Below are 14,129 nucleotides of genomic sequence, written 5' to 3' on the forward strand. Positions count from 1 at the left end.
GGCTATGTCCAACGCGGACAAGGAATCGCGCCGACAACGCCCACATGGAGCATGCCCACCCCCCGTTCCCGGCCCTAGCCTGCGAAGAAAGACATGTAAGCGGCCGAAAACGCACGGCCCCGGACCGTTCGGGACACCGGACACCACGCCCGTACGCAAGATCATCAGGAGCCCTCATGACCGCACTTCCGCAGGAGCGCCGCGTCGTCACCGCCATCCCCGGTCCGAAGTCGCAGGAGCTGCAGGCCCGCCGCACCGCCGCGGTCGCGCAGGGCGTGGGCTCCACGCTGCCGGTCTTCGTCACCCGCGCCGGCGGCGGCGTCATCGAGGACGTCGACGGCAACAGCCTCATCGACTTCGGGTCCGGCATCGCCGTGACCAGCGTCGGCGCCTCCGCCGAGGCCGTCGTACGGCGCGCCTCCGCCCAGCTCGCCGACTTCACCCACACCTGTTTCATGGTCACCCCGTACGAGGGCTACGTGGCGGTCGCGGAGGCGCTGGCCGAGCTGACCCCGGGCGACCACGCCAAGAAGTCCGCGCTGTTCAACTCGGGCGCCGAGGCCGTCGAGAACGCCGTCAAGATCGCGCGGGCGTACACGAAGCGGCAGGCGGTCGTGGTGTTCGACCACGGGTACCACGGGCGCACCAACCTGACGATGGCGCTCACCGCCAAGAACATGCCGTACAAGCACGGCTTCGGGCCGTTCGCGCCCGAGGTGTACCGGGTCCCGGTGGCGTACGGCTACCGCTGGCCGACCGGGCCGGAGAACGCCGGTCCCGAGGCCGCCAAGCAGGCCATCGACCAGATGAGCAAGCAGGTCGGTGCGGACAACATCGCCGCGATCATCATCGAGCCCGTGCTCGGCGAGGGCGGTTTCATCGAGCCGGCCAAGGGCTTCCTGCCGGAGATCGTGAAGTTCGCCAACGACAACGGCATCGTCTTCGTCGCCGACGAGATCCAGAGCGGCTTCTGCCGGACCGGGCAGTGGTTCGCGTGTGAGGACGAGGGCATCGTTCCCGACCTCATCACCACCGCCAAGGGCATCGCGGGCGGGCTTCCGCTCGCCGCCGTGACCGGCCGCGCCGAGATCATGGACGCCGCGCACGCCGGTGGGCTCGGCGGTACGTACGGCGGCAACCCCGTCGCCTGCGCGGGTGCGCTCGGTGCCATCGAGACCATGAAGGAGCTGGACCTCAACGGCAGGGCCAAGCGCATCGAGGAGGTCATGAAGGGGCGCCTCACCGCCATGGCCGAGAAGTTCGACGTCATCGGCGACGTGCGCGGGCGCGGGGCGATGATCGCGATCGAGCTGGTCAAGGACCGGGCCACCAAGGAGCCGAACCCGGAGGCCACCGCGGCGCTCGCCAAGGCCTGCCACGCCGAGGGCCTGCTGGTGCTGACCTGCGGCACCTACGGCAACGTGCTGCGCTTCCTGCCCCCGCTCGTCATCGGCGAGGACCTGCTGAACGAGGGCCTCGACATCATCGAGCAGGCCTTCGGCCGCGTCTGAGCCACCCGTGCGCGCACTGCTGACGTGCCGTACGACAGGCCGTGTGAAGAAGGTGTGCGAGGTGGATGACGGGACGCTGTTCCGTCTGCCCAAGCGCGCCCGCCTGCCGTAGGTTCTAGGCAGATGAGAGATACACCCCGCCCACAGGGGACTGTGGGCGATTTCAGGCCGGGGCCTCCCCAGCTTCGACCTGGTCGTGCCCTCGCGCACACATCCGGCGCCTGACGGCTCCGGGATCTCCTCACCGATCGGACGGTCGCCGCCCCAAACCCCCCGGGGCGCGCGACGTTCCGATCCGGACGGCCGCCTCGGAACCACCCCCCCTGTTCCGGGGCGGCCGACCTCCTTCTCCGCGCCGCCCGCCCCGTCTGCGAAGCTGGGCGCCGTGTCGACCGTCGTCCGCAGCACCTCGCGCGCCCTGCGCGCCCTGCTTCTGGTCCTGCCGGCCGTGCTCCTCGCCCTGCTCACCTGGCAGGTCGTGGCGCACGGCCCACTGCTGCGCCTGGACGCCCGGGTCAGCCGGGCCCTCGTCCGTCCGGACACGTTCTCCGAGGTCCTCTCCGACCTCGGCGACATCCAGGTCGCCGTGCCGGTGCTCGTGATCGCCCTCGCCCTCGTGCTGTGGCGGGGCCGGCGCGCCGGTGCGAAGCGCTGGTGGCTGCCGCCCGCCGCCGCTGCCGTCCTCATGGCGCTGCTCCCGGCGGTCGTCGTCCCGCTGAAGGACTGGACCGCGCGGCCGGGGACCCCCGTGATGCCCCCGGCCGTCGGCTACTTCCCCTCCGGGCACACGGCCACGGCGGCCGTCGCCTACGGCTCCGCGACCCTGCTCCTGCTGCCCTGGCTGCGTTCCCCGGCTGCCCGCCGCGCCCTGGTCGCCCTCTGCGCGGCCCTGGTCCTCGGCGTGTCGTACGGCCTGGTCCGGCACGGCTACCACTGGCCGCTGGACGTGGTGGCCAGCTGGTGTCTGTGCACCGTGCTGCTGACCGTCCTCAGCCTGGTGATCAGCCGAAGTACGCGTCGAAGTTCTTCTGGAACTCCCAGTTCGCGTACCGGTCCCAGTTCACCGACCACGTCATCAGACCGCGCAGCGCGGGCCAGGTCCCGTGGGTCTGGTACGAGCCGCAGTTCGTCTTCTTCGTCAGACAGTCCAGCGTCTTCGTGACCTCGGCGGGCGCCACGTAGCCGTTGCCCGCCTCGGTCGAGGCCGGCATGCCGATCGCCACCTGGTCGGGGCGCAGCGGCGGGAAGACGTTGTTCGGGTCGCCGGCGACCGGGAAGCCGGTGAGGAGCATGTCGGTCATGGCGATGTGGAAGTCGGCGCCGCCCATGGAGTGGTACTGGTTGTCCAGGCCCATGATCGGGCCCGAGTTGTAGTCCTGGACGTGCAGGAGGGTGAGGTCGTCGCGCAGGGCGTGGATGACCGGGAGGTACGCCCCGCAGCGCGGGTCCTGGCCGCCCCACTTGCCGGTGCCGTAGTACTGGTAGCCGTTCTGCACGAAGAAGGTCTCGGGGGCCATCGTCAGGACGAACGCCGGGCCGTACTTGGCCTTCAGGGTCTTCAGGGCCGAGATCAGGTTCACGATCACGGGTGTCGTGGGGTTCTTGAAGTCCGTGTCGTTCGTGTCCAGGGAGAGCGAGTGGCCCTCGAAGTCGATGTCCAGTCCGTCCAGGCCCCAGGTGTCGATGATGTTCGAGACCGACGAGACGAAGGCGTCGCGGGCGGCCGTGGTGGTCAGCTGGACCTGGCCGTTCTGGCCGCCGATCGAGATCAGCACCTTCTTGCCGGCCGCCTGCTTGGCCTTGATCGCCGCCTTGAAGTCGGCGTCGGACTCGGCGTTCGGGCAGTCGGTGACCGGGCAGCGGGTGAAGTGGACGTCCCCGGAGGTGGGCGAGGTGGGCTCGCCGAAGGCCAGGTCGATGACGTCCCAGCTGTCGGGGACGTCGGCGAGGCGGGTGTAGCCGGAGCCGTTGGCGAAGCTGGAGTGGAGATAGCCGACGAGGGCGTGCGTCGGCAGGTCCGCCGAGCCGCCACCGCCGCCCGTGCCCGTCGTCGCCGTCACGGCCGCCGACTTCGCGGACTCTCCCGCGTCGTTGCTCGCCGTGACCTGGAAGCTGTACGCCGTTGCCGCCGAGAGCCCCGTGACGGTGGCCGAAGTGCCGGTCACGGTCTGGGACTTCACCCCGTCGCGGTAGACCGTGTAGCTCGTGGCGCCGGTCACGGCCGGCCAGGACAGGGCCACGGAGGACGCGGTGACGGATCCGGCGGTCAGGCCCGCGGGGGCGGCGGGCGGCTGTCCGGTGCCGGTACCGCTGCCGCCGGGGCCGACGAGGGAGATGTCGTCGGCGTCGTAGCCGCCGGTGCCGTACCAGCCGTGGGTGTAGACGGTCACCTTCGTGGTCGTGGCGCCGGTGGTGAAGGTGGTGCTCAGCTGCTGCCAGTCGGGGGCGGACTGGGTCCAGGTGGAGACGTCGCTGGTGCCGGTGCCGGTCGCGCCGAGGTAGACGTAGGAGCCGCGGACGTAACCGGAGAGCGTGTACGTCGCGTTCGGCTGGACGGTCACCGTCTGCGTGCACTGGGCGTCGTCGCTGCCGGCCGGGGTTGCCTGGAGCGCCGAACTCCCGCTGTGCACGGGCGAGTCGACCGTCGTACCGGCCGTACAGGTCCAGCCGGTGAGGCCGGACTCGAAGCCGCCGTTCGTCAGGACGTCCGCGTCGGCCGCACGGGCGGCCGACGAGAGCGCGGTGACTCCGGGGACGGCCAGAGCCACGGCCGTGAGCAGCGCGAGAAGGGGCCTGGGAGGTCTGGCGCGGTCCACAAGGGCCTCCGGTGTCGGGGGAGTTGGAGGAACGGAGCGGCCGCTCCGGGATCGCACTCAACTTGGTCCAGACCAATCGGCTTGTCAAGGTGTCCGGACACCCCCGCCGGAACGTCCGGCACCCCGGCCCTAACCGTCCGCACCCCCTCCTCCCCCGTCCCCGCCCCTGACCAGCCCTGCCGCCGCCTCGTGCATCGCCAGTTCCAGCAGCGCGGGGTCGGTCAGCGTGCCCGAGCCGTCCGGCGGCACCAGCCAGCGCACTCCCCTGGCCGTCCGGCCCGGGTGCGGTACGACGATCCAGGTGCCGGGCCCGGCGGTGCGGATGCCGGTGCCGACCCAGCGGGCCGCGGTGCCCGGTGCCACGAAGAACCCGACCCGGTCGTCGCCGAAGTCGACGAGGACCGGGCCGGGCCGGTCGAGGACCCGGGTGAGCACGTCCAGGGTCGGGTAGCCGAGGCGGCCGGGCAGGATCAGTACGTCCCAGGCCTTGCCGGCGGGCAGCAGTGCGACCCCGAGGGGGTTGCGTTCCCATTCCCAGCGGCAGGCGCCGGGATCCGGTGCGACGGATGCCAGCCATTCGACGGCCGTCTTCGCCCCAGTCATCAAGAAGGCCTCCCTGCTCTTCCTGTCGACGCGGTCGCGTCAGCAGGAGAGAGGGAGGCCGCCTCGGGGCATTACGCGGGTTCCGCGCACCCGATGGAGTGACCTGAGTCACACTTCAGGAGCGGGCGTCAGCTGTCGAAGCCCAGCCCCAGCCGGTCCATCGTCCGCAGCCACAGGTTGCGCCGGCCGCCGTGCGCGTCCGCGCGGGCCAGGGACCACTTGGTGAGGGCGATGCCGGTCCAGGCGAACGGCTCCGGCGGGAACGGCAGTGGCTTCTTGCGGACCATCTCCAGCTCCGTCCGCTCGGTGCGCTCCCCGTCCAGCAGGTCCAGCATCACGTCCGCGCCGAACCGGGTGGCGCCGACGCCGAGCCCGGTGTACCCCGCCGCGTACGCCACCCTGCCCTCGTGCGCGGTGCCGAAGAACGCCGAGAAGCGCGAGCAGGTGTCGATCGCGCCGCCCCAGGCGTGGGTGAAGCGGACGCCCTCCAGCTGCGGGAAGCAGGTGAAGAAGTGGCCGGCGAGCTTGGCGTAGGTCTCCGGCCGGTCGTCGTACTCCGCGCGCACCCGGCCGCCGTAGTGGTGGACCGCGTCGTAACCGCCCCACAGGATGCGGTTGTCGGCGGACAGCCGGAAGTAGTGGAACTGGTTGGCGCTGTCGCCGAGGCCCTGCCGGTTCTTCCAGCCGATCGCCGAGAGCTGGTCGGCGGTCAGCGGCTCGGTCATCAGCGCGTAGTCGTAGACCGGGACGGTGTAGGAGCGCACGCGGCGCAGCAGGCTCGGGAAGATGTTCGTGCCGAGCGCGACCCGGCGGGCCCGGACCTGGCCGTACGGGGTGCGTACGGCCATTCCGCCGCCGTAGCTCTTCAGGGTCAGGGCGGGCGTGTGCTCGTACACCCGCACGCCCAGCTCGACGCAGGCCTTCTTCAGGCCCCAGGCCAGCTTCGCGGGGTGCAGCATGGCCACGCCCCTGCGGTCCCACAGGCCCGCCTCGAAGGTGGGCGAGTGCACCTCCTCGCGCACGGCGTCGGCGTCCAGGAACTCGATGCCGTCCGCGAGGCCCTTCTCCGTCAACTCCCGGTGCCAGTCCTTCAGTTCCCAGGCCTGGTAGGTCTCGGTGGCGACATCGATCTCGCCGGTGCGCTCGAAGTCGCAGTCGATGCCGTGCCGGGCGACGGCGGCCTCGATCTCGTCGAGGTTGCGCCGGCCCAGCTCCTCCAGTTTCCCGATCTCGTCGGGCCAGCGGGCCAGGCCGTTGGGCAGGCCGTGGGTGAGGGAGGCGGCGCAGAAGCCGCCGTTGCGGCCGGAGGCGGCCCAGCCCACCTCGCGGCCTTCCAGGAGCACCACATCGCGCCGCGGGTCGCGCTCCTTGGCATTGAGCGCGGTCCACAGCCCGCTGTATCCGCCGCCCACGACCAGCAGGTCGCAGGTGTCGGTGCCGGTGAGGGCGGGCTCGGCGTGCGGCTTTCCAGGGTCTTCCAGCCAGTACGGGACCGGCTGGGCTTCGGAGAGAGAGGCGATCCAGTTGTCTTTGCCACGGCTCATGGCGCTTGGGGCCATGATTTCAACTCCCTACGAGGGCTTTCCTGAAAAGGCAGGACCTGAAACGGCTTATGCCTTTTGCTTGTTACGGCCGTTGGTGACGACCATCGAGAACAGTGTGATGAGGACGGCGACGAGGAACATGGCCGTACCGATCACGTTGATCTGGACCGGAGTTCCGCGCTGTGCCGAACCCCAGACGAACATCGGGAAGGTGACGGTCGAGCCGGCGTTGAAATTGGTGATGATGAAATCGTCGAAGGAGAGCGCGAAGGACAGCAGCGCGCCCGCGGCGATCCCGGGTGCCGCGATGGGCAGGGTGACCCGCAGGAAGGTCTGCGCGGGACCGGCGTACAGGTCCCGGGCGGCCTCCTCCAGGCGCGGGTCCATCGACATCACGCGCGCCTTGACCGCGGTGACGACGAAGCTGAGGCAGAACATGATGTGGGCGATGAGGATGGTGTAGAAGCCGAGCTGCGCGCCCATGTTGAGGAACAGGGTGAGCAGCGAGGCGGCCATGACGACCTCGGGCATCGCCATCGGCAGGAAGATCAGCGAGTTGACGGCGCCGCGTGCGCGGAAGCGGTAGCGGACCAGCGCGAACGCGATCATCGTGCCGAGGACCGTGGCGCCGATCGTCGCCCACACGGCGATCTGGAGGCTGATGGACAGCGAGCCGCACATGTCGGCGACGCCGCACGGCTGTTTCCAGGCGTCCAGCGAGAACTGCTGCCATTCGTAGTTGAAGCGCCCCTTCGGCTTGTTGAAGGAGAACACCGTCACGATGACGTTGGGCAGCAGCAGATAGGCGAGCGTCAGCAGTCCCGCGATGACGACGAGACGGCGCTTGAGCCAGTTGACGAGGGGCATTAGACCAGATCCTCCGTCCCGGCCCGGCGGATGTAGATCGTGACCATGGCCAGGATGGCGGCCATGAGGATGAAGGAGAGGGCCGCGGCCGTCGGGTAGTCCAGAATGCGCAGGAACTGCGTCTGGATGACGTTGCCGATCATGCGGGTGTCGGTGGAGCCGAGCAGCTCGGAGTTGACGTAGTCACCGGCCGCCGGGATGAAGGTCAGCAGCGTGCCGGAGACCACGCCCGGCATCGACAGCGGGAAGGTCACCTTGCGGAAGGTGGTCCACGGCTTGGCGTACAGATCGCCGGCCGCCTCGTGCAGCCGTCCGTCGATCCGCTCCAGCGAGGTGTACAGCGGCAGGATCATGAACGGCAGGAAGTTGTACGTCAGTCCGCACACCACGGCGAGCGGGGTGGCCAGCACCCGGTCGCCGGCCGTCCAGCCGAGCCAGTTGGTGAGGTCCAGGATGTGCAGCGAGTTCAGCGTGTGCACGACCGGGCCGTTGTCGGCGAGGATCGTCTTCCAGGCGAGCGTGCGGATCAGGAAGCTGGTGAAGAACGGCGCGATCACCAGGATCATGATCAGGTTCCGCCAGCGGCCCGCGCGGAAGGCGATCAGGTAGGCCAGCGGATAGCCGAGCAGCAGGCATCCGACGGTCGCGGCGGCCGCGTAGAGGACGGACCGCAGGAACTGCGGCCAGTACTGGCCGAACGCGTCCCAGTAGGTCGCGAAGTGCCAGGTGACCTTGTAGCCGTTCTCCAGCGAGCCCTGCTGCACGGAGGTGGAGGCCTGGTAGATCATCGGCAGCGCGAAGAAGACGACCAGCCACAGCAGGCCGGGCAGCAGCAGCCAGTAGGGCGTGAACCGGCCGCGCTTGCGCGGGGGCCTGGTCTCCCCGGGCGTGGGAGACAGAGGCGGGGGCGCCTCGGTTTCGGTGACGGTCGACATCAGGCGGCCGCCTCTTCCTCGGTGCCCGCGGAGCCCACCGTCCCAGCAAGCAGGGACTGGGCCGCGTCGAGGCCGAACGTGTGCGCCGGGCTCCAGTGCAGGACGACGTCGGCGCCGGGCACGAGACGGCCGTCGCGCTCGACGTTCTGGACGTACACCGCGAGTTCGTCGCAGACCGGGCTGTCGATGACGTACTGCGTGGAGACGCCGATGAAACTCGCGTCGGCGATCGTGCCGGTGAGGCGGTTGCGGCCCTCGGGTATGTCGCCCGCGTCGTCGGCGTGCGTGAGCGAGATCTTCTCGGGGCGGATGCCGACCAGCACCTTGCCGCCGGCCGTCGTGGGCGCCGAACATCGCGCCTTCGGCAGGACGAGCCTGCCGCCGCCCGCCTTGAGGACGATGTCGTCGCCGTTCTTGGTGTCGACCTCGGCCTCGATGAGGTTGGAGGTGCCGAGGAAGTTCGCGACGAAGGTGGTGTTCGGGTTCTCGTACAGGTCGGTGGGCGAGCCGAGCTGCTCGACGCGGCCCGCGTTCATCACGGCGACCGTGTCGGCCATCGTCATGGCCTCCTCCTGGTCGTGCGTGACGTGCACGAAGGTGATGCCGACCTCGGTCTGGATGCGCTTGAGCTCCAGCTGCATCTGGCGGCGCAGCTTGAGGTCGAGGGCGCCGAGGGGCTCGTCGAGCAGGAGCACCTTGGGGTGGTTGATGAGGGCGCGGGCGACGGCGACGCGCTGCTGCTGGCCGCCGGAGAGCTGGTGCGGCTTCTTGCGCGCCTGCTCGCCGAGCTGGACCAGGTCCAGCATGTCCTCGACCTGCTTCTTCACGCTCTTGATGCCGCGCCGGCGCAGCCCGAAGGCGACGTTCTCGAAGATGTCGAGGTGCGGGAAGAGGGCGTAGGACTGGAAGACCGTGTTCACCGGCCGCTTGTAGGGCGGCAGGTGGGTCACGTCCTGGTCGCCGAGGCGGACGGAGCCCGTCGTGGGCTCCTCCAGGCCGGCGATCATGCGCAGGGTGGTGGTCTTGCCGCAGCCGGAGGCGCCGAGCAGGGCGAAGAAGGAGCCCTGCGGGACGGTCAGGTCGAGCGGGTGCACGGCGGTGAAGCCGTTGTCGTACGTCTTGCTGATACCGGAGAGGCGGACGTCGCCGCTGTTGTCTGGTGTCGTCATCGTCGTCACGCCCCTGTGAGCTTCGAGAACTTCTGCTGGTAGGCCGTCTCTTCCTTCTGCGTCAGCGCGCGGAAGGCATGGGACTTGGCCTGCATGGCCTTGTCGGGAATGATCAGCGGGTTCTTCGCCGCCGAAGCGTCGATTTTCGCAAGGTAGGGCTGCACTCCGGCGACGGGGCTCACGTAGTTGATGTAGGCGGCCAGCTCGGCGGCGGGCTCGGGCTCGTAGTAGTAGTCGATGAGCCGCTCGGCGTTCGTCTTGTGGCGCGCCCGGTTGGGGATGAGCAGGTTGTCCGTCGACGTCATGTAGCCGCTGTCGGGGATGACGTAGCCGACGTCCGGGCTGTCCGCCTGGAGCTGGACGATGTCGCCGCCCCAGGCGATGCAGGCCGCGAAGTCGCCCTTGGTGAGGTCCGAGGTGTAGTCGTTGCCGGTGAAGCGGCGGATCTGGCCCTTGTCGACGGCCTTCTGGAGGCGGGCGATCACCGCGTCGTAGTCGTCGTCGGTGAACTTCGCCGGGTCCTTGCCCATGTCGAGCATGGTCATGCCGATGCTGTCGCGCATCTCGGTCAGGAAGCCGACGCGGCCCTTGAGCTTGGGGTTGTCGAGCAGGTCGGAGACCGACTTCACCTCGATGCCGTCGAGCGCCTTCTTGTTGTAGGCGATGACGGTCGAGATGCCCTGCCAGGGGTACGAGTAGGCGCGGCCCGGGTCCCAGTCGGGGGCCCGGAACTGGTCCGACAGGTTGGCGAAGGCGTGCGGCAGGTTGGACGCGTCCAGTTTCTGGACGTACCCGAGCCGGATCATGCGGGCGGCCAGCCAGTCGGTGAGCACGATGAGGTCGCGGCCGGTGTCGTGGCCGGCGGCCAGCTCGGGCTGGATCTTGCCGAAGAACTCGTCGTTGTCGTTGATGTCCTCGGTGTAGGTGACCTTGATGCCGGTCCGCCGGGCGAAGTGGTCGAGCGTGGGGTGGCTCTTGCCCTTGGCGTCCACGTCGATGTACTCGGGCCAGTTGGAGAAGTTGACGGTCTTCTCCGTGGCCGAGTGGTCGTCGGCGGAGACCCCGCCCTGGTTCTTGCTCGCCGCGGGGATCCCGCAGGCGCTCAGCGCCCCGAGTCCGCCGACCGCGAGCGCGCCGCCCGCCGAGGCGCGCAGCAGCGACCGGCGGGTCGGGGCCGCGACAGGGGTCGGGCGGTGGGGCTCGTAGTGCTCCATGCGCGTGGTGCCTTTCGGGAAGTGCCCTTGGAGGAGGTGCCCTTGGAGGGGGAGGTGCCGGCCTGGTCGGTGGCCGGGCGGGTGCCGAGCGCTCCGCTGGAAGCGCCGCGATGTGCCGTCGGTCGTCTGCGGGTCCGTCGTGGCCGGCCACGCAGTTCCGCGCCCCTTCGGGGCGTTGCCGAACCGGACCGGACTTCGCCGGGCCTGCTCAGCGGTCCCCGAAGACGGTGCGGTGCCAGTCCTTCCTCGCCACCGCCGTGTTGTCGAACATGACGTGCTTGACCTGCGTGTACTCCTCGAAGGAGTACACCGACATGTCCTTGCCGAACCCGGACGCCTTGTAGCCGCCGTGCGGCATCTCGCTGATGATCGGGATGTGGTCGTTGATCCACACACAGCCCGCCTTGATCTCGCGGGTCGCGCGGTTGGCCCGGTAGACGTTGCCGGTCCACGCGGAGGCGGCCAGGCCGTAGGGGGTGTCGTTGGCCAGCCTGAGCCCCTCCTCGTCGCTGTCGAAGGGCAGGACGACCAGGACCGGGCCGAAGATCTCGGACTGGACGATCTCGCTGTCCTGGGCGGCGTCGGCGACCAGCGTCGGCCGGTAGTAGGCGCCGTCCGCCAGCTCCCCCTTCGGTGCCTCGCCGCCGGTCACCACGCGCGCGTAGGCACGCGCCCGGTCCACGAAGCCGGCGACCCGGTCCCGCTGGACGTGCGAGATGAGCGGCCCGAGGTCGGTGCCGGGGGCGAAGGGATCCCCCAGCCGCACGGTCTCCATGAGCGCGGCGGTCCGCTCCACGAACGCCTCGTACAGCGGGCGCTGCACGTACGCGCGCGTGGCGGCCGTGCAGTCCTGGCCGGTGTTGATGAGCGCGCCGGCGACGGCGCCGTTGGCGGCGGCCTCCAGGTCGGCGTCGTCGAACACCACGAAGGGGGCCTTGCCGCCCAGCTCCAGGTGCAGGCGCTTGACGGTGGCGGTGGCGACCTCGGCGACGCGCCTGCCGACGGCGGTGGACCCGGTGAACGAGGTCATGGCGACGTCGGGGTGCCCGACGAGGTGCTCCCCCGCCGCCCGCCCGGTCCCGGTGACGATGTTGATCACGCCGTCGGGGAGGCCGGCGTCCGTGGCGGCCTGAGCGAACAGCAGCGAGGTGAGCGGGGTCAGCTCGGCGGGCTTCAGCACGATCGTGTTGCCCGCGGCGATCGCCGGGAGGATCTTCCAGGCGGCCATCTGGAGGGGGTAGTTCCAGGGGGCGATGGACCCGACGACACCGATGGGTTCCCGGCGGACGTACGAGGTGTGGTCCCCGGAGTACTCGCCGGCGGACTGACCGGCCAGGTGCCGGGCGGCGCCCGCGAAGAAGGCGGTGTTGTCGATGGTGCCCGGCACGTCGAACTCGCGCGTGAGCTTCAGCGGCTTGCCGCACTGGAGGGACTCCGCGCGGGCGAACTCCTCCGCCCGGTCGGCGAGCACGGCGGCGAAGCGGTGCAACGCGTCCGAGCGCTCGCCCGGGGTGGTCGAGGACCAGCCGGGGAACGCGGCGCGGGCGGCGGCCACGGCCGCGTCGACGTCGTCGGCGCCGGCCAGCTCGTAGGTGTACACCTCCTCGCCGGTCGCGGGGTCGGCCACGGCGTGGGTGCGGCCCGAGGTCCCCTTCGTCAGGCGGCCCGCGACGAACTGCGCACCCTCGGCGAACCGGTCCTGTGCGGGAAATCGTTCCGGGGTGGCGGTGCCCGGGTTGTGCATGTCGCTCTCCTCCGCCGTGCGCCCCGTCCCCGGGGGTTGGGTGGCGTAGCTCCAGCTCGATTTGAGTGCCGATCCTGACAGAGCAAGTGGACTCCAACAAGTGATTCCGTTGTTGCCTTTTGGTTACGCGACGGAATCTGTCGACCAGATGTCGAGTCGGGGCAGAAAAGGACGGACGGAGTGTCAGTGGTGCGTGCCAGACTCGCGTGCATGGGGAAGATCGACGGGCTCGAAGCCCTGATCAGCGAGGTCCGGTCCGGGGCCCGGGTGAAGTACCTGCACTTCTGGGGGCACCGGCCGACGAAGGACGGCAGCATCGGCGCGAGCTGTCTGAGCCAGTGGTGGCCGTCACCGTTCGTGGTCGACGGTGTCGAGTACGCGACGGCCGAGCACTGGATGATGGCGGGCAAGGCACGGCTCTTCGAGGACGAGGAGGCCGAGCGCAAGGTGCTCGCCGCCGGGCATCCCTCCCGGGCGAAGAAGGCCGGGCGGCTGGTCCGGGGCTTCGACGAGGAGATATGGGAGCGGGAGCGGTTCCGGATCGTGGTCGAGGGCAGCGTGCACAAGTTCGCGTCCGACGACGCGCTCCGCGCCTTCCTGCTCGGCACCGGTGACCGGGTGCTGGTGGAGGCGAGCCCGGTGGACCGGGTGTGGGGAATCGGCCTCGCGGCGACGGACGAGGCGGCGATGGACCCGCAGCGCTGGAAGGGCCCGAATCTGCTGGGGTTCGCGCTGATGGCGGCGCGGGAGAGGCTGGCGTAGCTCTCCCCCGGGCCGAGCGCCGCTCGGGTCGGCCGCGCTCGGGGGACTCAGTGGAGCAGGGCTATGACGACTGCCCAGAACCCCAGCACCAGCACGATGCCCACCGACCCGCAGATGAGCCCCGCCAGGGCCATGCCCGGGTTCGTCGCCTCGCCCCGCTTCGCCTTGCCCCGGCCGATCGCGCCGAAGATGATCGCGAGGATGCCCAGCACCAGGGCGATCGGCCACAGCAGGAAGCCGACCGTGGACAGGATGCCGCAGACCAGGGCGGCCGTGCCCAGGCCGTTGCTCGGGGCCGGCTGCATGCCCGGCCAGCCGTAGGCGTGCGCGGCCGGGTAGGCGCCGGGGTCGCCGTAGGCCGACGGCGCGGGCGGGTAGTACGGCAGCTGCCCGGGGCCGTCGGGCGCGATGGGCGGCGGGGGCACCGCCTCGGACGCCGGGTACTGCCCGAGGGGCGGGGCGTACGGCTGCGCGGGGGCGGCCGGGGCGCCGTACGGGTGCGCGGGCGGCGCCGTGGCCGTCGGCGGGGCGTACGGGTCGGCCGGGGCCGCGAAGGGGTTCGCCAAGGGCGCGGCGGCGGGGGCGGGCGGGGCCCAGGACGCCGCCGCGGCGTCGGTGGGCAGCGAGATCACCGTCTGCTGGTCATGGACCGAGCCGAAGGAGCCGAACCCGGGCCCCTGGCCGGGAGCCGGGGCCTGCGCGGCCGCAGGCACGGTACCCGCCGGGGCCTGCGGAGCCGCCGGGGCCTGCGGAGCCGCCGGTGCCGTGCCCGCGACCCTCTCCTGCGACGCCTGGCTCCCCGCGGTCTGCTCCTCCGCGGTCTTGTTCAGCGACACCGGGGACGACGCGGGCCGCTCGCCGGCACGTTGCTGCTCCGGTGGCGTGTGGTGCGGCACCTCGTCGGACATCGTGAACGCAACCCCCTCAACTGGATGTGTTCATGCTACGGGCCGCCCCGGACGGC

At 70.5% G+C, this 14,129-nt stretch carries 11 protein-coding genes and 1 pseudogene; 3 read left to right on the forward strand and 9 right to left on the reverse strand.

Annotated elements, in window-relative coordinates; translation table 11 throughout:
• The first annotated feature begins 176 nt into the window (after positions 1–176).
• Together gabT and ACFC8N_RS22160 are read left to right on the forward strand one after the other, a co-directional pair.
• Positions 177–1,511, forward strand: coding sequence for a 4-aminobutyrate--2-oxoglutarate transaminase (gene gabT / locus ACFC8N_RS22155; RefSeq protein ID WP_376289220.1), 1,335 nt, complete (start codon positions 177–179; stop codon positions 1,509–1,511).
• A 385-nt stretch (positions 1,512–1,896) separates the two neighbouring features.
• Positions 1,897–2,571, forward strand: a pseudogene (locus ACFC8N_RS22160) (phosphatase PAP2 family protein); the annotation flags it as partial.
• Here ACFC8N_RS22160 and ACFC8N_RS22165 read toward each other — a convergent pair.
• From ACFC8N_RS22165 to ACFC8N_RS22200, 8 genes are all read right to left on the reverse strand, one after another.
• Positions 2,513–4,327 carry a chitinase gene (locus ACFC8N_RS22165; protein ID WP_376289222.1) on the reverse strand — a complete coding sequence of 605 codons (1,815 nt, stop codon included), beginning with the start codon at positions 4,325–4,327 and terminating at the stop codon, positions 2,513–2,515. The pseudogene ACFC8N_RS22160 and the gene ACFC8N_RS22165 overlap by 59 nt on opposite strands.
• Before the next feature lie 129 nt (positions 4,328–4,456).
• Positions 4,457–4,930 (reverse strand): hypothetical protein, encoded by a 474-nt coding sequence (locus ACFC8N_RS22170; protein ID WP_376289224.1) that lies wholly within the window; start codon positions 4,928–4,930, stop codon positions 4,457–4,459.
• Between the two features lie 128 nt (positions 4,931–5,058).
• Positions 5,059–6,489: an FAD-dependent oxidoreductase gene (locus ACFC8N_RS22175; RefSeq protein WP_356024462.1), complete on the reverse strand. Its 1,431-nt coding sequence runs from the start codon at positions 6,487–6,489 to the stop codon at positions 5,059–5,061.
• A 51-nt stretch (positions 6,490–6,540) separates the two neighbouring features.
• Positions 6,541–7,341: an ABC transporter permease gene (locus tag ACFC8N_RS22180; protein WP_362821947.1), complete on the reverse strand. Its 801-nt coding sequence runs from the start codon at positions 7,339–7,341 to the stop codon at positions 6,541–6,543.
• Positions 7,341–8,276, reverse strand: a complete 936-nt coding sequence (locus ACFC8N_RS22185; RefSeq protein WP_376289226.1) for an ABC transporter permease — start codon at positions 8,274–8,276, stop codon at positions 7,341–7,343. The genes ACFC8N_RS22180 and ACFC8N_RS22185 overlap by 1 nt, the downstream gene beginning before the upstream one ends.
• Positions 8,276–9,454, reverse strand: a complete 1,179-nt coding sequence (locus tag ACFC8N_RS22190; RefSeq protein ID WP_376289228.1) for an ABC transporter ATP-binding protein — start codon at positions 9,452–9,454, stop codon at positions 8,276–8,278. The genes ACFC8N_RS22185 and ACFC8N_RS22190 overlap by 1 nt, the downstream gene beginning before the upstream one ends.
• Positions 9,451–10,659: a spermidine/putrescine ABC transporter substrate-binding protein gene (locus ACFC8N_RS22195; protein ID WP_356024470.1), complete on the reverse strand. Its 1,209-nt coding sequence runs from the start codon at positions 10,657–10,659 to the stop codon at positions 9,451–9,453. Before ACFC8N_RS22195 ends, ACFC8N_RS22190 begins: the two co-directional genes overlap by 4 nt.
• A gap of 208 nt (positions 10,660–10,867) precedes the next feature.
• On the reverse strand, positions 10,868–12,403 hold the full coding sequence (locus ACFC8N_RS22200; protein WP_376289230.1) for a gamma-aminobutyraldehyde dehydrogenase: 1,536 nt from the start codon (positions 12,401–12,403) through the stop codon (positions 10,868–10,870).
• 210 nt (positions 12,404–12,613) lie between these two features.
• Here ACFC8N_RS22200 and ACFC8N_RS22205 point away from each other — a divergent pair, with 210 nt between their 5' ends.
• A complete protein-coding gene (locus ACFC8N_RS22205; protein WP_376289232.1) occupies positions 12,614–13,165 on the forward strand; it encodes an NADAR family protein in 552 nt (183 codons plus the stop codon).
• Between the two features lie 47 nt (positions 13,166–13,212).
• Here ACFC8N_RS22205 and ACFC8N_RS22210 read toward each other — a convergent pair whose 3' ends face one another.
• A complete protein-coding gene (locus tag ACFC8N_RS22210; RefSeq protein ID WP_376289234.1) occupies positions 13,213–14,073 on the reverse strand; it encodes a DUF4190 domain-containing protein in 861 nt (286 codons plus the stop codon).
• Positions 14,074–14,129: the final 56 nt, after the last annotated feature.

It is taken from the genome of Streptomyces sp. NPDC055966 (assembly GCF_042269865.1).
GTDB lineage: Bacteria > Actinomycetota > Actinomycetes > Streptomycetales > Streptomycetaceae > Streptomyces.